We start from the raw sequence: 20,544 nt of genomic DNA, 5'->3' as shown, positions 1-20,544 counted from the left end.
CGCCACGCGCGTCACGAGCGCGCGCCGCCGGGAAAATCGCTTCCGAACAGCTCTTGCGCGCGACAGGGGCACCTGGCGACACCGTCTCCCCATCGTCCGACGTTTGCCACGTCACTCCTCCCCGGCTACGGTGGTCGGCGGTCCTCACGGACCCCGATGAACCGGTCCGCGCTCGCACGGCGTCCCCCAGACACGTTGCGAACGTACGGTCAACGGGAGCGGAGGCGGCCCCGAGGCCGCCTCGGACGCACTCGCCTCCCTTCGCTGCCGCACAGAGCGGCGGGACGCCCGCGGAGGCTCGACGCGGCAGTCCCACGTTCCTGACCCGGCACCACGAGATGAGCGCAGGGCATCGACCCTGCGCGCCGACGGAGCGTACGTGCAGCAGAACAAGCAGACCCTTGATGAGTCCGGAACGGACGCGGACCCGGCGACCCCCGCCCTCGAGGCCCGCCACCTCTTCAAGGTGTTCGGTCGCAAGCCCGACGAGGTCGTCCGGCGCCTCAGCGACGGCGCCGACCGCGACGAGCTCGCCGGGCTCGGCACGGCCGCCGTGATCGACGCCTCCTTCGCCGTGCGCCGTGGCGAGATCTTCGTCGTGATGGGCCTCTCCGGCTCCGGCAAGTCCACGCTCATCCGCATGCTGAACGGGCTCCAGGAGCCGACGGCCGGCGAGGTCCTGATCGAGGGTTCGCCCATCACGGGAGTCTCCGGGGCGCAGCTGCGCCGGGTGCGCCGCTCGTCGGTGTCGATGGTGTTCCAGCACTTCGCGCTCCTCCCGCACCGCACCGTGCTCGACAACGTCGCCTACCCGCTCGAGATCCAGGGCGTCCCGGCGGCCGAGCGTCGCGAGCGCGCGATGCTCGCGGTGGAGCGCGCCGGGCTGGCCGGCTGGCACGAGAAGACACCGGGGGAGCTCTCGGGAGGCATGCGCCAGCGCGTGGGCCTCGCCCGAGCGCTCGCCGCCGACACCGGCATCGTGCTGATGGACGAGGCCTTCTCGGCGCTCGATCCGCTGATCCGGCGCGAGATGCAGGAGCAGCTGATCGAGTTCCAGCACGAGCTCGGCAAGACGATCGTCTTCATCACTCACGACCTGAATGAGGCCATGCTCCTCGGGGACCGGATCGCCGTCATGCGCGACGGCCGCATCGTCCAGATCGGCACTCCGGAGCAGATTCTCACCGACCCCGCGAACGACTACGTCGCGCAGTTCGTCCACGACGTCGACCGTGCCCGGGTTCTCACCGCGTCCGCCGTGATGGAGCCGGCCCGCTCCGTGGTCACTCTCACCGCCGGACCCCGCGCGGCGCTGCGCAGCATGCGCGACCTGCAGACTTCGGCCGCCTTCGTGGTCGGTGGTGGCCGCCGCCTGCTGGGCACAGTGCGCGACAGCGACGTGATCGAGCAGGTGCGCCGTAGCTCGAGCGACCTCTCGGCCGTGCTCAGCTCCGACGTCGTCACCGTCGGCCCGCACACCGCGCTCTGCGAGGTGATCGAGCCGGCCGTCGAATCGGCGCTGCCGGTCGCCGTGGTTGACGCGGACGGGCGACTGCTCGGAGTGATCCCGCGGGTGACCCTGCTCGCGGCGCTGGGCAACCTGCCCGCGCACACCGGGGAGCACTCGGTGACGGAGCCGCCCGCCACCGTTTCGACCGAGGTGATCACCGCGACCCTGCACGCGACGGGCGGACCCGTCGACGATGCGCTGCTCGCGATGGACGGGGGCGCTCGATGACGGACCTCGGCTTCCGTCTCCCGCTCGGTGCCCTCGCCGAGGCGACCGTGGACGTCCTCACGCAGACGTTCCAGCCGGTGTTCGACCTGCTGCGCACCGTCTTCGGCGCGCTCTACTCCGGCGTCGACCTCGTCCTCGCCACGCCTCCCTTCTGGGTGGTCGTCGCCTTCCTCGCCGTGCTCGCCTACGCCGTCCGCGGCTGGATCTTCGCGGCCGGGACCGCCGTGGGACTCCTCGTGATCGTGGGGGTCGACCAGTGGGACAACGCGATGGATTCGCTCGCGCTGGTGCTGGTCGCCTCTGTCATCGCCATCGCGCTGAGTGTGCCCCTGGGCGTGCTCGCCGCTCGGAACCGCACGGCCTCCGCCGTCCTACGCCCGGTACTCGACCTGATGCAGACGATGCCGGCTTTCGTTTACCTGATCCCCGCGCTGATCCTGTTCCGGGTCGGAGTCGTGCCGGGCATCGTCGCGACGATCGTGTTCGCGATGGCGCCGGGCGTCCGGCTCACCGAGCTGGGCATCCGCGGCGTCGACCCGGAGCTCGTCGAGGCGGGGGAGTCGTTCGGTTCCTCGAAGTGGCGCATCCTCCGCCAGATCCAGTTGCCGCTCGCGCTGCCCTCGATCCTGGCGGGCCTGAACCAGGTCATCATGCTCGCGCTCTCGATGGTCGTCATCGCGGGCATGGTCGGCGCCGGCGGTCTGGGCGGAGACGTGGTGGCGAGTCTCAACCGGATCAACGTCGCACTCGGCTTCGAGGCCGGCATCTCGGTGGTGATCCTCGCCGTCGTCCTCGACCGGATGACCGGCGCACTGGGCTCGCCGTCCCCGGCGCGCGTCGCCCGAGCGCAGAACCGGCGAGCCGTGGTGGCGACCCGCTCGGCCGTCGGCGCCGTCTCGATCGGCCTGGTCGTCTCCCTCTCTGCCGCCGCCCTCGCCGCTCCCGCCACCGCTGCCTCCGTCGACAACGGCGACCGCCCCGACGTCACCCTCGCGGTCTTCCAGGGCTGGGACGAGGGAATCGCCGTTTCGGCGCTGTGGGAGGCGATACTCGAGCAGCAGGGCTACGACGTCACCCTGCAGAGCGCCGATGTCGCTCCCGGCTTCCAGGGCCTGTCGAGCGGCGACTACGACCTCGCGCTCGACGCCTGGCTGCCGCTCACACACGCGAGCTTCGTCGAGAAGTACGGCGACTCGATCGTCGACCTCGGCGCGTGGAACGACGAGGCGAAGCTGACCATCGCGGTCAATGAGAGCGCCCCGATCGACTCGATCGAGGACCTCGCCGCGAACCCGGGAGTCGTCGGGAACCGCCTCGTCGGCATCGAGCCCGGCTCCGGCCTGAACAAGACGACCACCGAGGACGTCATCCCGGGCTACGGCCTGAAGGGGATGGACTACCTCACCTCGTCGACCCCGGCCATGCTTCAGGAGATCGCCACTGCCACGGCCGCGGGCGAGAACATCGCGGTGACGCTGTGGCGCCCACACTGGGCCTACGACGCATTCCCCCTCAAGGATCTGGAGGATCCGAAGGGCCTACTCGGTCGCGCGGAGGGGATCCACTCGTTCGGGTCGGGCTCGTTCGACGCGGACTACCCGACGATGAGCCGTTGGATCCGCGACTTCCGGATGGACTCAAAGACGCTCTCCTCGCTCGAGAATGCGCTGTTCAACGGTTCCGGCAATCGTTCCGCTGCGCTCGCCGCCTGGATGGACGAGAACCGTGAGTACGTCGACACGCTCATCACCTAGTGCGCGTTCGTTGTCGAGGCTGAGCGGCCGGGACGCCCGTTTTCGGGGCTCTTCCTGCCGCTCAGCCTCCGTTACGTACGGGATCCGGTGCTGACTTGCCGGCCCGCCGTGACACGGACGAGGAGGGTGGCCGCCAGGACGACCACGGCGGCGACCAGCGCGGCGACTCCGGCGGGCACCGAGACGAGCTCGCCGGCGAAGCGGCCGACGGCGACCCACGAGAGCCCCCAGACCAGCGAGAGCATCGGAGCGAGGCGACCGCGGCCGGTGACGGCGATCAGCAGCCCGATCAGTGCGGCAACGGCCAGCACGACGACCGCCCAGACCGCGGCTCCTGGCCCGTCGGCGCTGCCGACCCCCGCTCCGACGAGACCGGCCGCCACGTTCGCGGCGGTCGCGACGCACACCCAGCCGAGGTAGAGGCCGAAAGTGCCGTCGGTCAGGATCGCGTCGACCAGGCCGGCGGAGCGGGTGGTGCGCAGGATCACGAAGATACGGGCGAGGACGGCGAGCAGCAGGGCGATCACGATGACGCTGAGCGTGAGGAAGCCGGCCTGCACGACCAGGATCCACGCCGCGTTGAGGAGCAGGCTTGCCGCGGCCCAGTAGCCGAGGCGGCGGTGACGGGTGCGGGCGGTCTGCGAGGGGAGGAACTGCCAGATCGCATAGGCGATGAGGCCGCTGTAGATGACACTCCAGATCGCGAACGCGGGTCCGTCGGGAGCGACGGGAGTGGAGGAGGCGGTCAGTGCGCCGCCCGCCGCGTCCTGGATCTGGGTGCCGCCGGCGGCACCCGATCCGATGAAGGAGCCGAGGAGGGCGAGCACCGCGCTGACAGCGACGACGGACTGCCGGATGCGGTCGGGGCTTCGGGTGGCGGTCATGTCGCTCCTCATTAGTCAGCTGGCTGAGTAACAAGACTAGCGCGACTCTGCTCCCCGTCCACTGGGGCTTGCGGCGCGTCCCCGGCCCTGGAGGAGGACCGGGGACGCGCGTCACGCGCGGGCGGCGGCGTAGTGCTCGCGGATCGCCGGACGGTGGTCTGGAGCGGGCTCTGCCACCGAGGTGACCGTCCAGGTCGGGCGGGAGCCGGTCAGCGCCCACGCAGCCTGCACGGCGGCGCCGTCGGCCACGTACTCGCCGGGCGTCGGCACCTGCACGGGCACGTCAAACACCTGCGAGGCCGCGAGTTGCACGGCGCGATTCTGCGCAGCCCCGCCGATCAGGAGGATGCGGCGCGCCTCGACGCCCTGCGCGCGCACCGCGTCGAGTCCGTCGGCGAGCCCGCAGAGCATGCCCTCGATCGCCGCGCGGGCGAGGTTCGGCCGCGCGGTCGAGGCGATAGTCATCCCGTGCAGGCTTGCCGTCGCGTCCGGCAGGTTGGGAGTGCGCTCGCCTTCGAAGTACGGGACGAGCACAAGGCCGCCCGCACCCGGCTCCGCCTCGAGCGCCAACGCGGCGAACTCGTCGAAGTCGCTGCCGAGCAGGGTGGCGGTCGAGGCCAGCACGCGCGCGGCGTTGAGCGTCGCGACCAGCGGCAGGAAGCGACCGCTCGCGTCGGCGAAGCCGGCCACGGTCCCGGAGGCGTCGCGCACCGGGTCGTCGGTGACCGCGAAGACGGTTCCGCTCGTGCCGATGCTCACGATCACGTCGCCGGGTCCGGCGCCGAGGCCGAGCGCGGCGGCCGCGTTGTCGCCCGCGCCGGGGCCGACAACGAGGCCGCTCTCGGTGCGGCCCGCCTCCTCCGAGGGATCGAGCACGCGGGGGAGGAGCGGGCGGTGGCCGAGCGCGCGCTCGAGCAGGTCGAGGTCGTAGCCGTCGGCTCCCCAGTACGAGGTGCCGGAGGCGTCAGACCGGTCGGTCGTGAGCGCGTCGAGCTGCGGACCGCGGGCGCAGTCGGGGCCGTAGCCCAGCAGGCGCCACGTCAGCCAGTCGTGAGGGAGTGCCACGGCGGCGACGCGGGCGGCGTTCTCGGGCTCGGCGTCGCGCAGCCAGCGGAGCTTGGTGGCGGTGAAGGAGGCGACCGGCACCGATCCGGTGCGCTCCGCCCAGGCCTCGGCCCCGAGCTCCTCGATCAGCGCGGCGGCGGCTGGTGCGCTGCGGGTGTCGTTCCAGAGCAGAGCGGGGCGGATGACGGCGCCGCTCTCGTCGAGGACGACCATGCCGTGCTGCTGCCCGCCGACCGAGATCGCGGCGACGTCGTCGAGTCCGCCGGCGTCGGCGAGGGCGAGCTGCAGCGCCTCCCACCACGCGGCCGGATCGACCTCGGTGCCGTCCGGGTGGCTCGCCCGGCCGGTGCGTACCACGGCACCGGTGTCGAGGTCGCGGACGACCACCTTGCAGCTCTGGGTCGACGAGTCGATCCCTGCGACGAGCGTCATCGCTGTCCTCTTTCGTTCGGGGGTTCGGGGAGTTCGCGGCGCGTGCTGGGCCGGGCCGGATGCAGGAGAACGGACGAGATCCCGTGCCGGGGCAGGGGATCTCGTCCGTCTCAGGCGTCCCGCGGCGGACCGTGGGATCAGGGGCTGCGGGTCAGCCTCGGGCGCCGAGCAGGTGCTCGGTGGCCAGCTGCTGCAGGCGCACGAATCCGAAGCCCTTGCCGCCGAGGTAGGCGTCGGCGTCGAACGACTCGTACGAGGCGGTGTCCGCGAGCAGGTCGTCGTACGACTCGCCCTCGTTCAGGGTCGGGGTGGAGAGTTCGGCGACCTTCGCGGCGGCCAGGGCCTCCTGCACCTCGGGGTCGGCGCGGAAGGCCGCGGCACGCTCCTTGAGCAGCAGGTAGGTCTGCATGTTCGCGGCGGCCGAGTCCCAGACGCCGGTCTCGTCCTCGGTGCGCGAGGGCTTGTAGTCGAAGTGGCGCGGGCCGTCGTAGGTGGGGACGCCGCCGGGGCCGCCGTTCTCGAGCAGGTCGACGAGTGCGAACGCGTTGTGCAGATCCCCGTGACCGAAGACGAGGTCCTGGTCGTACTTGATGCCGCGCTGACCGTTGAGGTCGATGTGGAAGAGCTTGCCGTGGTACAGCGCCTGGGCGATTCCGGCCGCGAAGTTCAGGCCAGCCATCTGCTCGTGACCGACCTCAGGGTTCACGCCGACCAGCTCGGGACGCTCGAGGGAGTCGATGAAGGCGATCGCGTGGCCGAGGGTCGGCAACAGGATATCGCCGCGGGGCTCGTTCGGCTTGGGCTCGATGGCGAAGCGGAGGTCGTAGCCCTTGTCAGTGACGTAGTCACCAAGCAGGTTCACGGCCTCGCGGTAGCGCTCGAGCGCGGCGCGGATGTCCTTGGCGGAGTCGTACTCGGCACCCTCGCGGCCACCCCACATGACAAAGGTCTTCGCGCCCAGCTCAGCGGCGAGGTCGATGTTGCGCAGGACCTTGCGCAGCGCGAAGCGGCGGACGTCGCGGTCGTTGGAGGTGAAGCCGCCGTCCTTGAAGACCGGGGCGCTGAAGAGGTTGGTGGTGACCATTGGCACGATCAGGCCGGTCGACTCCAGTGCGCCCTTGAGGCGGTCGATCTGGGTCTGGCGCTCGGCGTCGGTCGAGCCGAAGGCAAACAGGTCGTCGTCGTGGAAGGTGAGGCCGTAGGCGCCGAGCTCGTCGAGCTTCTCGACCGCGTGCACGACGTCGAGCGGCTCGCGGGTGGGGCCGCCGAACGGGTCCGTCCCGTTGTAGCCGATGGTCCAGAGGCCGAACGAGAACTTGTCGGCGCGGGTGGGGGTCAGAGACATGGGATCCGAATCCTTTCCGGCGACGTCGCCGAATTGTTGTTGAGGCCAACATATCCCGTGCGAGCGGAGGGGCGCAACACCTCCGGCAGCACCCAGCCCGTCCGCCGAGCGCTTGCGCACGCGCTTCGACTGGTCGTACAGTCGCTCCAGCACCACCGGTCGAAGCGCTTCGAAACTCGGCCGCGACCGACGACGACGTCCGGCAGGAGGAATCATGGCGACCATCCACGACGTGGCCCGCGTTGCCGGAGTCTCGATCAGCACCGTCTCCTACGCCCTCTCCGGCAAGAGATCAATCGCCGCCTCCACTCGGCAGCGCGTGGACGACGCGGTGCGCCAGCTCGGCTACCGGCCGCACGCGGGGGCCCGGATGCTCGCCGGCGCGCGGACCCACATCCTGGCCCTCTCCGCTCCGATGCGCGGCGAGCTGCACCTGCCGACCCACATGCGCTTCGTCACCGAGGTCCTCGAGCGGGCCAGGGAGTCGGACTACGACGTGCTGCTGCTCGTCACCGACGAGGCCTCCAGCGGCATCGGCCGCGTCTCCTCGTCCTCGCTCGTCGATGGCATCGTCCTGATGGGTGTCGACGACGACGATGACCGCGCGGAGCTGATCCGCGCGGCGGGCGTGCCCGCTACGTTCATCGGAGTGCCCGCCGACTCCCACGATCTCGCGTGCGTCGACCTCGACTTCGCCGAGGCCGCCCGCGAGAGCGTGCGTCGGCTCGCCGATCTGGGCCACCGCTCGCTCGGGCTGCTCGAGCACCCGCAGTCCTACACCGACCGCAACGCCGGCTTCGTCCGCCGCTTCGACGAGGCGTTCCGCGCCGAGGCGGCAGTGCTGGGAGTCGAGATCGCCGTCGAGCGCCCGCACCTCGGCCGCTCGAGTGTGTCGGCCGCGATCGACGCGATCCTGGCCATCCCCGTCCCGCCGACCGCCCTGGTGCTGCACTGCAACGAGCCCGTGGCGGAGGCGGCGATCGAGCGCGTCCTCGAGCGCGGCCTCTCCGTCCCCGGCGATCTGTCGATTCTGGCCGCCTGCGCCAGCTACGACGGGGGCACCCTCCCGGTCCCCACGAGCAGCCTCCCCCTCCCGTTCGACGCGATGTGCCGTGCGGCCGTCGCGCGGACCCTCCAGCAGATCGACTCCGGCCGCACCGTCGGCGTCGAACTGATTCCGCCCTCCTACGTCGACCGCGGGTCTCTCGCGGTCGCTCCGACCGGCGCCGCGGTGTCGGCGGTCCCGTCCGGCGCTCGCGTGCCGGCCTCTCTGTAGTCCCCTTTTCCTCCACTGCGCGCAGGTTTTCGCTCTGTGCACTGTCGAAACGCTTCGACAAGAGACGGCAGCGAGAGAGAGCGCTCCCCCCCCCTCCAGCACCACCGCACCGTTCGAAGGAGAACCACCGCAATGACGCTCCGATCCCGCTCCGCCTTCCACCGTCCGTCCGTCGGTCTCAGCCGGCGCAACGTGCTCGCCGGCGGACTCGGCCTCAGCGCGATGTTCGCGCTGACCGCCTGCTCCGGTGGCGGCTCCAATGCCGGCTCTGAGGCACTGTCGACCACGGTCGACGGCGCTGGCCGCACCCTCACCCTCTGGGACTTCGAGACGCCCGACAGCGACCGCGGCATCGCCTCGCTCGCCGCCCGCGGCATCTTCATCCAGGAGACGGGAGCCGAGATCGCCTACGAGTTCAAGGCTTTCGAGCAGCTGCGCACCGGCGCCAGCCAGATCTTCAACTCCAACTCGGCGCCCGACGTCGTCGAGTACAACAAGGGCAACGCGACCAGCGGGCTTCTCTCGAGCCAGGGCCTTCTCACCAACCTCGACGAGGCGGTCTCGTTCTACGGCTGGGACTCGCTCGTCCCCGGCGCCCTGCAGACCACCGCGAAGTACGACGAGAACGGGATCATGGGCTCCGGCTCCTGGTACGGAATCCCCAATTACGGCGAATTCACGTTCGTCTACTACAACAAGGACGTCTTCGCCGCGAACGGCCTCGAGGTGCCCACCACCTACGAGGAGTTCACGGCAGCCCTGGACGCCTTCGTCGCGAAGGGGATCACCCCGCTGGCCGAGGCCGGCGCCGAGTACCCGTTGCAGCAGCTCTTCTACCAGCTCGCGCTGCTCAAGGCCGACCGCTCCTGGATCACGGACTACCAGACCTACACCGGAGACGTCGACTTCGAGGACGCGGCCTGGAGCTACGCCGCCGATCAGCTGAAAACCTCCGTCGACAAGGGCTACTTCTCGGCCGACGCCTCCGGGCTGAAGGCCGAAGACGCGGGCACGGCGTTCATCTCGGGCGAATACCCGATCTTCTTCTCGGGCTCCTGGTGGTTCGGCCGGTTCACGACCGAGATCACCGGATTCGACTGGGACACCTTCCTCTTCCCGGGCGCCGAGTTCACGATGGGTTCAGCCGGCAACCACTGGGTGATCCCGGAGACGGCGAAGAACAAGGATCTCGCCTACAAGTGGATCGACATCACGATGCGCCCCGAGATCCAGAACCTTATTGGGAACAACGGAGGCATCCCGCTGGTCGTCGAGGAGAGCGCCATCACCGATGAGAAGAGCAAGGCGCTGCTCTCGCAGTGGAAGACGGTCGTCGACGGCGACCAGCTCTCCTTCTACCCCGACTGGCCGACCGCGACTTTCTACGACGACCTCGTCGCCGCGACCCAGGAACTCATCAACGGTTCCTCCGACCAGTCCGCCATGCTCTCCGACCTCCAGTCGACCTACGACGACGGAGTCGCCGACATCAAGTACCCCCCGCCCCCGCCCCCTCCGCACCCCCCTTCCCCCTCCGCGAGATGCCACTTATGAGGGCGACACGCCGTCGCACCCCGTCATAAGTGGCATCTCGCGGCTGGACACCAGACGAATTCGTACGACTGAGGAGTACCCATGACGACGACAGCACCTCCTCGTGAGAAGCGCTCCGGCGCCTACTGGCTCTACTTGATTCCGGGGTTCGTGCTCTTCACGTTCATCGTGCTGATCCCGCTGGTGTGGAACGTCTCCATCAGTTTCACGTCCTGGCGGGGCATCAAGCCGCCGATCTTCATCGGCCTCGATAACTGGATCGAGCTGATGGGCGACGACCAGTTCTGGACCTCGTTCCTCAACTCGGTCTCCATGATCATCGCGATGGTGATCGTGCCGACGATCCTCGGCCTCCTGCTCGCCGCGATTCTGTTCGACCTGGTCGGCAAGAAGTTCGGCGGCAGGCTCGCCAGCTTCCTCCGTGCCACGTACTACCTGCCGCAGATCCTGCCGACCGTCATCGCCGCGATTGTTATCGGCTGGATCCTGCGACCCGACAGTGGACGGGCCGGCCGGGAGCTGGGGGTGGGTCGCGGCCTGAGGCGGGCGGGCCTCGATACGCCGCTGCGCGGCTCCTCGACCAGCAGGTCTGGCGCCATCCCCGCCGCTAGGCTGACCCCCGCAAGCAGAGGAGACCGCGGAATGCCTGATTACGCGACGCGCGGCAACAACCTCGACCGTGTCCGGAGGCACAATCTCTCGGCGATCCTCCGCCTCGTGCATCGCGGTGGCCCCCGCTCCCGCTCGCAGCTGACGCGCCTCACCGGCCTCAACCGCTCCACCATCGCCGCGTTGGTCAGCGAGCTGGTGGAACTGGGTATCGTGCGCGAGCGCGAGCCCGCCACGGCGAACCAGGTCGGTCGGCCGAGCCCCGTCGTCGAAGCCGATCCCGGAGTCGTCGCGCTTGCCGTGAACCCCGAGATCGACGCCGTGACCGTCGCCGTGGTCGGAGTGGACGCCACGGTGCGCCACCGCATCCGCCGCTCCGCCTCCGTCCCCACCGCCGAGGCCGCTGCCCGCTTGGCGGCCGAGGCGGTCGCAGAGCTGCTGGCCGAGCTCCCCGAGGACACCCGCACCGTCGGCATCGGCGTCGCTGTCCCGGGCCTCGTGCGCGACGCCGACGGTCTCGTCCGGGTCGGCCCGCACCTCGGCTGGGACGACGAGCCCTTCTCTCGCATGCTCGCCGAGGCCACCGGCCTGCCCGTCCTCTCGGCGAACGACGCGAACCTCGGCGCGCTCGCCGAGAGCGTGCTGGGCGCCGGCCGTGATGTCTCGCACCTCGTCTACCTCAACGGCGGCGCGAGCGGAGTCGGCGGGGGCGTCATCATCGGCGGCGCGCCGCTGCACGGCATCGACGGCTACGCGGGCGAGATCGGCCACACCCTGGTCACCAGCGCGGGAATCGACTGCCACTGCGGCGCCGTCGGCTGCCTCGAGACCGAGGTCGGGCGCGCCGAACTGCTCACCGTGCTCGGCCTTGATGAGAGCGAGCGGCTGGAGGAGGCGCTCGCCGCCTCGGAGGATCCGGCCGTCCGGGCCGAAGTCGAGCGCCAGCTCGGACACCTCGCGGTCGCCCTGCGCAATGTGATTAACGTGTTCAACCCCCAGCTCGTGGTGCTGGGCGGCTTCCTCGGCGCGCTGATCGGCGTCGCGCCGGGGTTCCTCGAGGAGCGACTGGGCCGCGGCGGCCCCTTTCGCGTCGCGCTCGACTCCGTGCGCATCGTCCGCACCGAGCTCGGCGCCGATCTGCTGATGCTCGGCGCGGCCGAGCTCGCCTTCGAGCGTCTGCTCGCCGACCCCCTCGCCACCCCGCTCCACCCCGTTTGACGCCGGGCCGGCCCCGCCTCCCCGGCACTTTCCGGCTCGCAGAATCCACTCCGGCTCGCCGAAACCGCTGCTTCTCACGAGCCGGACACGGTTCCACGAGCCGACACCGCTCTGTCCGCCGCAACCCCCCCGCGCGTGAACGCGAGGTGACGGCATCATGTCCGGATGGACCCCCGCCACGACCGCCCGTCGACCGAGCCCGGAATCGCGCGTCCCGACGCCATCCAGCGCGAGCGGATGCGCGAGCAGGTGCCCTCCGACGATGTCGTTGCGCGGTTGCTCACGAAGGAGGCCGCGCACCGGATCTCCCGCCGCTGGCCGCTGATCTCGGCCTCGCTCGCCCTCCTGCTCACGGTGCTCCTGGCCGTGCTGATCGCCTTCCGCCCCACGTCTGCCTTCCGCTTCGACGTCGAGTGGATGGACGAGATCGTCGAGCACCGATCGCCGGTGTGGGACATCCCGGCCCTCGTCATGAACACGGTCGGAGCAGGTCTTGTCGGCACGACGCTCCTCCCGCTGGGCATTGTCGCCGTGCTGCTCGTGTTCCGGAGGCGGTGGGCCGCGCTCTACTACGCGATCGCCGCACTCGTCAGCGTCGGCGCCACCCAGCTGGTGAAGGAGCTGGTGGGTCGCGCCCGCCCCGCCGACATGCTCGTTAGCAGCGACTACGGCTCGTTCCCCTCCGGCCACACCGCGAACGCCGCGACCACAGCGATGGTGCTGGCCCTGGTCTTCCCGCTGCTGTGGGTCTGGATCGCCGGCTTCCTCTTTACGGTGGCGATGATGGCGAGCCGCACCTATCTCGGCGCGCACTGGCTGAGCGACACCGTCGGCGGCCTGCTGCTCGGGATCGGCGTGGCCCTCGTGGTCTGGGCGCCCCTAGCCGGCCGCCTCCGCTCCGAGGCCGAGCTCCCGCATCCGCCGTCTGGATTCGTCGCACGACCTGACGGCGAGCTGCCGGGCGTGGCCCTCACGGGTGCTGTCCCGCCACGGGTGGCGGGCGCCGATCAGGCGAAGGCGGCGAGGGAGCCGAGCTCGTTGAAGGTGTAGACGTGCAGGCCCGCGAGGCGCTCGCCGGCCGCGGACTCCAGGCGTGCGACGAACGCGGACGGATCGAAGCGGCGGCCGCGGAGGAGCCCACCGGCCACCGACGTGCTCCGCCTCAAGAATCCGAGCGAGGAGCCGACCCCGATCCGCGCGCCCAGCGTCAGCAGCCGCGAGCGCTCGACCGGCCCCGGCACCCCCGCCCACAGGTCCGCCGTGATGCCCTGCGCGCGGAGGCGGTCGGCGTAGCGCACCACGGCGTCCACGTCGAAGCACATCTGCGTGACGATCGAGCGGATGAACGGGGCGCGCTCGCGCAGGTGCCGCTCGATGCTCTCGTCGGAGAGGCGCGGGTGGCCCTCGGGGTACCCCGCGATGTCCAGGGCCAGCCCGGGTGCGATCTCGCGGGCGTCGCGGATCAGCTCGAGGCTCGTGGAGTAGGAGCCGGCCGCCGAGGTCGCGTCGCCCGAGATCACGAACGCCTCGTCGATCCCCGCGGCGTCCATCCGCCTGAGCACTCGTTCTAACGCGCCGCGGCCCTCGACGTTGCGTGCCGCGAGGTGCGGCACCACGCGGAACCCGCGCCCGGCGAGCTCGACTGCGCAGTCCGCGGTCCGCCCCGTCCCGTGTTTGGGCAGGCTCGTCACGGTCAGCGTCACGGCGGAGGGATCCGGGAAGGCCCGCATCGCCCGCTCGCCGATGTCCTCGGCCGGGATGATCTCGAAGCGCGCGCGGCTCATCCGCCCAGCCTGCCACGCGCCCCGCGCGGGCGGTTCCCGTGTCGGTGGGTCGCCCTAGCCTGGAGGTGATCGCCGCCCGGTGGTCACGGAGGGAGTCGCGTGTACCTGGAATCCGGCCGCGTGGTCACGAGCCCCACCGACCTGGCGAACTGGGCGGCCTGCGAGTGGGCCCTCCTGCGCCGGTTCGACGCCCTGCTGGGCCTCGCTCCGCGCCTGGAGGCCGACAAGGACGGAATGCTCGAGCGCACCGCCGCTCTCGGCGACGAGCACGAGCACCGCTTCCTCGCCGAGCTGAAGCGCTCGCACGAGGTCCTCGAATTCCCGCGCCCCGAGCCCGCCGACTACCCCGCGGCGGCCGAGGCCGCCGTCGCGGCGATGCGGGCCGGAGTCGACGTGCTCTACCAGGCCACCTTCTTCGACGGCGAGTTCCTCGGCTTCTCCGACTTTCTGCTGCGCACCGCCGACGGCGCCTACGAGGTCTACGACACCAAGCTCGCCCGGCACGCGAAGGTCCCCGCGCTGCTGCAGCTCGCCGCCTACGCCGAGCAGATGCAGGCGCGCGGAATCCGGGTGGGGGAGCAGGTCCACCTCGTGCTCGGCGACGGCTCCGTCACCAGCCACGAGCTCGACGTCGTCGCCCCGGTCCAGCGGGTGCAGCGCGCTCGGCTCCGCGCCGTGCTCGCCGAGCGCCTCGCCGCCGACGAGCCTCTGGCATGGGGGGATTCGCGCTACCCCTCCTGCGGGCGCTGCTCCGTCTGCGCTCCCGAGGTGCAGGCTCACCGCGATCCGATCCTCGTCGCCGGAATGCGGCTCGACCAGCGGGCGAAGCTCGCGGCGGCTGGAGTGAGCACCCTCGACGCGCTCGCGGAGCACGACGGCTCCGTCCCCGGGCTGGGCACGGGCACGCTCGAGACCCTGCGGGCCCAGGCGCGGCTCCAACGGCGCTCCGAGGCCTCGCCCGTCCCGGCCGTCGAGGTGATCGACTCCTCCGTCCTCGCTGCGCTGCCCGCGCCCGATCCGGGCGACCTCTTCTTCGACTTCGAGGGCGACCCGCTGTACTCCGAGGACCACCGGGAGTGGGGCCTCGACTACCTCTTCGGCATGGTCGATGACCAGGAGCGCTTCACCGCGCTCTGGGCGCACGACCTCGCGGCCGAGCGTCGGGCGCTCCTCGACTTCCTCCTGCTCCTGCGCGCCCGCCGCGCCGAGCACCCCGGGATGCACGTCTACCACTACGCCTCGTACGAGCGCAGCCACCTGCTCTCGCTCGCGCTCCGGCACGGAGTCGGCGAGGAGGAGGTCGACGCGCTCCTGCGCGACGGCGTCCTGGTCGACCTCTACCCCGTCGTGCGGCGGGCGCTCCGGGTGGGTTCGCGCAGCTACTCCCTGAAGAAGCTCGAGCCGCTGTACATGGGCGAGCAGGAGCGCGACGCGGCGGGCGTGACGAACGCCGCCGACAGCATCGAGATGTACGTGCAGGCGCGCGCCGCGCTGGCCGTCGATCCGGCCGACGGGCAGCGCCGGCTCGACCTCGTCGCCGAGTACAACGCCGACGATTGCCGATCCACCCTGCGGCTGCGCGACTGGCTACTGGCGCTCGCCCCGCCGCGCGAGGAGCTGCCGCCGCTGCTCGAGGTCGAGATTCCTGTGCCGCGCGAGCCGCACCCGGTCGCCGCCGCCCTGCTCGCGCAGGTCGAGGGCGTGGAGCCGCGCGAGCGCACACCGGATCGGAGCGCCCTCGCCCTCGCCGGTGCCGCGATCGACTACCACCGCCGCGAGGCGAAGACCTTCTGGCAGGAGCACTTCGACCGCCTCCGCCAGCCGCTCGACGAGTGGGCCCAGACTCGCGACGTGGTGATGATCGACCGGGTCGAGGTCGTCCGCGACTGGGCGAAGCTTCCGCGGGCGCGCACGCAGTCGCGGGAGCTGCGGATCCTCGGCAGCCTCGCTCCCGGCAGTCGGCTCGGCGTCGGCTCCTCGCCCTACCTCGTCTACGAGGCCCCGCCGCCGCCAGGTGCTCCCTCGCCCGGCCCGGGGCTGCGCGGCGCGTCCGAGCGCTCCGAGATCCTCGCGGTCGACGACGACGGGGAGCGGATCGTCCTGCTCGTGAAGGAGGGCCTCACGGCGGGGGAGGACCTGCACGAGGATGCCCCCGTCGCCCTCGCTCCGGCACCGCCGCCTCGCGCCGCACCTCAGCCCGAGGCGATCGCCGAGTGGGGCGGCGAGGTCCTCGATGCTCTGCCCGCGATGCTGCCCGACCCGGCACTTGACGTCCTGCGCCGCGTGCCGCCCCCCTCCGTCGCTCCGGTGCAGGGCGACGACGTCATCGGTGCGGTCGTCACCACGCTGCTCGGGCTCGAAGGGGCGACCCTCGCCGTGCAGGGTCCGCCCGGCACGGGGAAGACCTACGTTGGCTCGCACGTCATCGCGCGCCTCGTGAACGAGCACGGCTGGCGGATCGGCGTGGTCGGCCAATCGCACTCGGTGGTCGAGAACGTGCTCGGCGCCGTCGTCGGCCGGGGAGTCGATCCGTCCCGGGTCGCGAAGGTGCCCAAGGCAGGCACGTCGGCCGAGGCGCTCGAGGCCGCCCTCTGGGCGCCGGTGAAGACTGCGGCGGCGCTCACCGCAGTCCTCGAGGAGGGCGGCGGCTGCGTCATCGGCGGCACCGCCTGGACCTTCGCCAACCCCATCACCGTCCCGCGCCGCTCGCTCGACCTGCTCGTCGTGGACGAGGCCGGCCAGTTCTCGCTCGCGCCGACGATCGCGTCCGCCGTCTCCGCGCAGCGCCTGCTCCTGCTCGGCGACCCGCAGCAACTCCCGCAGGTGAGCCAGGGCGCACATCCTGAGCCGGTCGACGAGTCGGCGCTCGGCTGGCTCGCCGACGGGCACGACGTCCTCCCGGCCGAATACGGCTACTTCCTCGCACAGACGCACCGGATGCACCCGGCGCTTGCCGCCGCCGTCTCCGAGCTCTCCTACGAGGGCGCCCTCCGGTCGCGGGCCCCCGAGGAGCGCCTGTTGGAGGGAGTGACTCCGGGCCTGCACTCCGTCCCGGTGGAGCACGCGGGCGACACCACCTCCTCGCCGGACGAGGCGCGGCGCGTGGTCGAGATCACTCTCTCCCTCGTCGGCCGCACCTGGGTCGACGAGTACGGCGAGCGGAGTCTCACCGCGGCCGATGTGATCGTCGTCGCCCCCTACAACGCTCAGGGCGGGCTCCTTCGTGCCGCCCTGGACGCCGCAGGACTCGACGAGACGCCGGTCGGCACCGTCGACCTCTTCCAGGGTCGGGAGGCGGTGGTCGCGATCGTCTCGCTCGCCGCGTCCTCGGGGGCGGATGTGCCCCGTGGCCTCGAGTTCCTCCTCCTGCCCAACCGGCTCAACGTCGCGATCTCGCGAGCGAAGTGGGCGGCCTACCTGGTGCACTCTCCGGCGCTCGCCGCTTCGCTGCCCACCTCGCTGATCGGCCTCGAGCGGCTCTCTGGCTTCCTCCGCCTGCTCGAACGAGCTGAGGAGACTCAGTGATGACGGATCCGGTGGCTGCACGAGACTTCGTGCCCCGATCTCGTCGGTATCCAGCATGGTGGATGACGCGATCCGTCGCTACGGTGGCCCATGAGAATCCTCCTGGTCGGCGCGGGCGGCGTCGGCGACGCCTTCGCCACGATCGCCGCCCGCCGCTCCTTCCTCGAGCAGATCATCGTCTGCGACTACGACCTCGACCGGGCCGAGCGCACCGTCGCCTGGATCGCCGAGCGCCACGGTGTCGACGATCGCTTCGTCGCCGCCCGGATCGACGCCTCCAATGCCGAGAACGTCGAGACCGTCGCCCGGGCACACGGGGCGACGCAGGTGATGAACGCGGTCGAGCCGCGCTTTGTCCCCTCGGTCTTCGCCGGCGCCCTCGCCGCCGAGGCCGACTACCTCGACATGGAGATGAGCCTGTCGAGCCCGCACCCCGACCAGCCGCACGAGCGGACCGGCGTGATGCTCGGCGACGAGCAGTTCGCCGCGTCGGAGGAGTGGTCTTCCCGCGGCCGCCTTGCCCTCGTGGGAATGGGCGTCGAGCCCGGCCTCTCCGACGTCTTCGCGCGCTACGCCTCCGATCACTTCTTCGACGAGTTCGACGAGTTCGACGAGTTCGACGAGATCGACGAGATCGACGAGTTCGGCGTGCGAGACGGCGCGAACCTGGTGGTGCACGACGAGGACGGCCGCGTGATCTTCGCGCCCTCCTTCTCCATCTGGACGACCATCGAGGAGTGCCTGAACCCGCCGGTCGTCTTCGAGCGCGATCGCGGCTGGTACACCATTGCCCCCTTCTCGGAGCCGGAGGTGTTCGAGTTCCCCGAGGGCATCGGCCCGGTCGAGTGCGTGAACGTGGAGTACGAGGAGGTGCTGCTGATGCCGCGCTGGCTCAACGCGAAGAAGATCACCTTCAAGTACGGCCTCGGCGAGCAGTTCATCGGCGTCCTGCGCACCCTCCACCTCCTCGGCCTGGACCGCACCGAGCCCCTGAAGGTCCGTCGGCCGGCGGCCCCGTCGAGGTCTCGCCGCGTGACGTCGTCGCCGCCGCCCTGCCCGATCCGGCCGGTATCGGCCCGCGGATGACGGGGAAGACCTGCGCGGGTCTGTTCGTCTCGGGTGCGAAGGACGGCGGGCACCGCGAGGTGTACCTCTACCACCTGAGCGACAACGAGTGGACGATGGCCGAGTACGGCACCCAGTGCGTGGTCTGGCAGACGGCGCTCAACCCGGTGATCGCACTGGAGCTGCTCGCGACCGGCGCCTGGACCGCCACCGGCGTGCTCGGCCCGGAGGTGCTGCGCGCCGACCCGTTCCTCGAGCTGATGGCCCGGCCCGTGGCGGACGGTGGTTACGGCCAGTCCTGGCACATCCGCGAGGACCGATGCGTCGCGACCCTAGGCTGAGCCCATGAGTGACGACGACGCCCTCGCTTCGGCGCGGGACGAGGCGCGAGCGGCCCTGGACGCCGCTCGCCGACTGCAGGCCGAGGCCGCCGAGGCGCTGGCGCGAGCGGAGGCCGCGGCTGCGGCGCTGAACGCGGCGGCCGGCCCGGAGGAGGCGGAGGCGGTCGCCGACGACGTGCGGCTCGTCGCAGAATCGGCGAGCGGATCAGTGCAGGTAGCGGATGCCGGAGCTGGGCCCGCCGCGCGCGTCCCTGGCCCGCTCGCCGAGAGCGCCGTCGACGCCGTGCGCGCCGGCTACGCCTTCGCCGGACCGGCCCTCGAGCTCGGCGCCCTCGTCAACGGTGACGCGCGGATCGACGTCCCCGTCCGCATCCCGCTCGGCATGCTCAATCGGCACGGTCTCGTCGTCGGCGCGACGGGCACCGGCAAGACCAAGACCCTGCAGGTCCTCGCCGAGCAGCTCTCGGCCCACGGCGTCCCCGTCTTCGCCGCCGACATCAAAGGCGACCTCTCCGGCCTCGCCACCCCCGGCACCCCGAACGACGCGCTGCTCGCCCGTGCCCGCGGTATCGGCCAGGACTGGCGGCCGGAGGCGGCGCCCGCCGAGTACTTCGCGCTCGGTGGAATCGGCACCGGCGTCCCCGTCCGAGCCACCGTCACCGGCTTCGGCCCGCTCCTGCTCTCGAAGGTGCTCGGCCTCAATCACACTCAGGAGTCGAGCCTCGGCCTCGTCTTCCACTACGCCGAGAGCGCCCGCCTCCCGCTGGTCGACCTCTCCGACCTCCGCGCCGTGCTCACCTACCTCGTCGGCGAGGAGGGCACAGCCGAGCTCGCCGAACTCGGCGGACTCTCGAAAGCGACCGCCGGGGTCATCCTCCGTGAGCTGATCGCGTTCGCCGACCAGGGCGCCGACGTGTTCTTCGGCGAGCCCGAGATCGATACCGCCGAGTTCCTGCGCTCCACCCCCGACGGACGCGGCGTGGTCAGCCTCCTCGAGGTCCCCGGAGTCGCCGACCGCCCGGCCCTGTTCTCCACCTTCCTGATGTGGCTGCTCGCCGACCTGTTCAACGACCTGCCCGAGGTGGGCGACCTCGACAAGCCCAAGCTCGTCTTCTTCTTCGACGAGGCGCACCTGCTCTTTCGCGACGCATCAAAGGACTTCCTCGCCGCGATCACGCAGACCGTGCGCCTCATTCGCTCCAAGGGCGTCGGCATCGTCTTCGTCACGCAGACGCCGAAGGACGTGCCCAGCGACGTCCTCGCCCAGCTCGGCTCCCGCGTGCAGCACCAGCTCCGCGCGCACACTCCGGACGACGCGAAGGCCCTCCGCGCCACCGTCTCGACCTACCCCGAGAGCGACTACGACCTCGGCGACGTCCTGCAGGCGCTCCCCATCGGCGAGGCCGTCGTGACGGTGATGGACGAGCGCGGCGCCCCGACCCCGGTCGCCTGGACCCGCCTGCGCGCACCGCTGGGCTCGATGAAGCCGACCCCCGAGGCCGACCGCGAGGCGAGCGTCCAGCGCTCCCCGCTCCTTCCCCGCTACGGCACCGCCCTCGACCGCGACTCCGCCCGCGAAATCCTCACCCGCCGACTCGACGCCGCCGCCGAGGCCGAGGAGGCCCGCGTCGCCGCCGAGCAGCGGGCCGCCGATGACGCTCGCCGTGCGAAGGAGGACGCCGCCGCCAAACGCGCCGCCGACCAGGCCGCCGAACGCTCCAGGAGGCGCACGGCACCGACCTCGCGCGGTATCCGCACCACCCGCCGCGACAAGACCGTCGTCGAGGAAATTCTCGGGTCGAGCGTCGGCAAGACTCTCCTCCGCGAGGTCGTCCGTGGCATCTTCGGCACAGCCCGCCGCCGCTGACCCCTCCCTCTCGCGAAATGTCGCGAGATGCCCTCGTCCGGTCGAGATCCGCCGCCGCTGCGACCCATTTCGTCCGAATGGCGGCAT

Annotated in this window: 14 protein-coding genes; 10 read left to right on the top strand and 4 right to left on the bottom strand. The window is 71.2% G+C overall.

Annotated elements, in window-relative coordinates; genetic code table 11:
• Positions 1-379 precede the first annotated feature (379 nt).
• On the top strand, positions 380-1,738 hold the full coding sequence (locus tag C1O28_RS10035; protein WP_097165372.1) for a quaternary amine ABC transporter ATP-binding protein: 1,359 nt from the start codon (positions 380-382) through the stop codon (positions 1,736-1,738).
• On the top strand, positions 1,735-3,492 hold the full coding sequence (locus C1O28_RS15945; RefSeq protein ID WP_097165373.1) for an ABC transporter permease/substrate binding protein: 1,758 nt from the start codon (positions 1,735-1,737) through the stop codon (positions 3,490-3,492). Before C1O28_RS10035 ends, C1O28_RS15945 begins: the two co-directional genes overlap by 4 nt.
• 71 nt (positions 3,493-3,563) lie before the next feature.
• Here C1O28_RS15945 and C1O28_RS10025 read toward each other — a convergent pair whose 3' ends face one another.
• The 3 genes from C1O28_RS10025 to xylA form a co-directional block, all read right to left on the bottom strand.
• Positions 3,564-4,376: a tryptophan-rich sensory protein gene (locus C1O28_RS10025; RefSeq protein WP_181025668.1), complete on the bottom strand. Its 813-nt coding sequence runs from the start codon at positions 4,374-4,376 to the stop codon at positions 3,564-3,566.
• Between the two features lie 111 nt (positions 4,377-4,487).
• Complete coding sequence (gene xylB / locus C1O28_RS10020) at positions 4,488-5,873, bottom strand: xylulokinase (protein ID WP_097165375.1); 1,386 nt, start codon at positions 5,871-5,873, stop codon at positions 4,488-4,490.
• A gap of 151 nt (positions 5,874-6,024) precedes the next feature.
• The gene (gene xylA, locus C1O28_RS10015; protein ID WP_097165376.1) at positions 6,025-7,218 is read right to left on the bottom strand and encodes a xylose isomerase; all 1,194 of its coding nucleotides are present in this window, start codon (positions 7,216-7,218) and stop codon (positions 6,025-6,027) included.
• A gap of 214 nt (positions 7,219-7,432) precedes the next feature.
• Here xylA and C1O28_RS10010 point away from each other — a divergent pair, with 214 nt between their 5' ends.
• From C1O28_RS10010 to C1O28_RS09995, 4 genes are all read left to right on the top strand, one after another.
• The gene (locus tag C1O28_RS10010; protein ID WP_097165377.1) at positions 7,433-8,494 is read left to right on the top strand and encodes a LacI family DNA-binding transcriptional regulator; all 1,062 of its coding nucleotides are present in this window, start codon (positions 7,433-7,435) and stop codon (positions 8,492-8,494) included.
• A gap of 132 nt (positions 8,495-8,626) precedes the next feature.
• Positions 8,627-10,048, top strand: a complete 1,422-nt coding sequence (locus tag C1O28_RS10005) for an ABC transporter substrate-binding protein (protein WP_237397898.1) — start codon at positions 8,627-8,629, stop codon at positions 10,046-10,048.
• Between the two features lie 81 nt (positions 10,049-10,129).
• Positions 10,130-11,875 (top strand): ROK family protein, encoded by a 1,746-nt coding sequence (locus C1O28_RS10000; RefSeq protein ID WP_337189888.1) that lies wholly within the window; start codon positions 10,130-10,132, stop codon positions 11,873-11,875.
• A 165-nt stretch (positions 11,876-12,040) separates the two neighbouring features.
• The gene (locus C1O28_RS09995) at positions 12,041-12,925 is read left to right on the top strand and encodes a phosphatase PAP2 family protein (RefSeq protein ID WP_237397897.1); all 885 of its coding nucleotides are present in this window, start codon (positions 12,041-12,043) and stop codon (positions 12,923-12,925) included.
• Here the strand turns inward: C1O28_RS09995 and C1O28_RS09990 are convergent.
• The gene (locus C1O28_RS09990) at positions 12,883-13,659 is read right to left on the bottom strand and encodes a methylenetetrahydrofolate reductase (protein WP_097165378.1); all 777 of its coding nucleotides are present in this window, start codon (positions 13,657-13,659) and stop codon (positions 12,883-12,885) included. The genes C1O28_RS09995 and C1O28_RS09990 overlap by 43 nt on opposite strands.
• A 99-nt stretch (positions 13,660-13,758) precedes the next feature.
• On the opposite strand from C1O28_RS09990, the gene C1O28_RS09985 reads away from it, so the two are divergent.
• The 4 genes from C1O28_RS09985 to C1O28_RS09975 all read left to right on the top strand — a co-directional run bounded on the left by C1O28_RS09985 (position 13,759) and on the right by C1O28_RS09975 (position 20,457).
• A complete protein-coding gene (locus C1O28_RS09985; protein ID WP_097165379.1) occupies positions 13,759-17,184 on the top strand; it encodes a TM0106 family RecB-like putative nuclease in 3,426 nt (1,141 codons plus the stop codon).
• 90 nt (positions 17,185-17,274) lie between these two features.
• On the top strand, positions 17,275-18,270 hold the full coding sequence (locus C1O28_RS09980; protein ID WP_337189887.1) for a saccharopine dehydrogenase family protein: 996 nt from the start codon (positions 17,275-17,277) through the stop codon (positions 18,268-18,270).
• Positions 18,267-18,590: a saccharopine dehydrogenase family protein gene (locus C1O28_RS15940; protein WP_474091844.1), complete on the top strand. Its 324-nt coding sequence runs from the start codon at positions 18,267-18,269 to the stop codon at positions 18,588-18,590. The genes C1O28_RS09980 and C1O28_RS15940 overlap by 4 nt, the downstream gene beginning before the upstream one ends.
• Positions 18,591-18,594: 4 nt before the next feature.
• Complete coding sequence (locus C1O28_RS09975) at positions 18,595-20,457, top strand: helicase HerA-like domain-containing protein (RefSeq protein WP_097165380.1); 1,863 nt, start codon at positions 18,595-18,597, stop codon at positions 20,455-20,457.
• Positions 20,458-20,544: the final 87 nt, after the last annotated feature.

Origin of the sequence: Rathayibacter rathayi (genome assembly GCF_004011095.1) — a bacterium.
GTDB classification, from domain to species: Bacteria; Actinomycetota; Actinomycetes; order Actinomycetales; family Microbacteriaceae; genus Rathayibacter; species Rathayibacter rathayi.
Note: the sequence above shows the minus strand (reverse complement) of the source record. Positions and strands in the feature narration are given on the sequence as shown.

Coding starts and splice junctions, on each gene's coding strand:
- C1O28_RS15945 (WP_097165373.1), top strand. CDS start 1,735: ATGACGGACCTCGGCTTCCGTCTCCCGCTCGGTGCCCTCGCCGAGGCG.
- C1O28_RS10025 (WP_181025668.1), bottom strand. CDS start 4,376: ATGACCGCCACCCGAAGCCCCGACCGCATCCGGCAGTCCGTCGTCGCT.
- xylB (WP_097165375.1), bottom strand. CDS start 5,873: ATGACGCTCGTCGCAGGGATCGACTCGTCGACCCAGAGCTGCAAGGTG.
- xylA (WP_097165376.1), bottom strand. CDS start 7,218: ATGTCTCTGACCCCCACCCGCGCCGACAAGTTCTCGTTCGGCCTCTGG.
- C1O28_RS10010 (WP_097165377.1), top strand. CDS start 7,433: ATGGCGACCATCCACGACGTGGCCCGCGTTGCCGGAGTCTCGATCAGC.
- C1O28_RS10005 (WP_237397898.1), top strand. CDS start 8,627: ATGACGCTCCGATCCCGCTCCGCCTTCCACCGTCCGTCCGTCGGTCTC.
- C1O28_RS10000 (WP_337189888.1), top strand. CDS start 10,130: ATGACGACGACAGCACCTCCTCGTGAGAAGCGCTCCGGCGCCTACTGG.
- C1O28_RS09995 (WP_237397897.1), top strand. CDS start 12,041: ATGGACCCCCGCCACGACCGCCCGTCGACCGAGCCCGGAATCGCGCGT.
- C1O28_RS09990 (WP_097165378.1), bottom strand. CDS start 13,659: ATGAGCCGCGCGCGCTTCGAGATCATCCCGGCCGAGGACATCGGCGAG.
- C1O28_RS09980 (WP_337189887.1), top strand. CDS start 17,275: ATGAGAATCCTCCTGGTCGGCGCGGGCGGCGTCGGCGACGCCTTCGCC.
- C1O28_RS15940 (WP_474091844.1), top strand. CDS start 18,267: ATGACGGGGAAGACCTGCGCGGGTCTGTTCGTCTCGGGTGCGAAGGAC.
- C1O28_RS09975 (WP_097165380.1), top strand. CDS start 18,595: ATGAGTGACGACGACGCCCTCGCTTCGGCGCGGGACGAGGCGCGAGCG.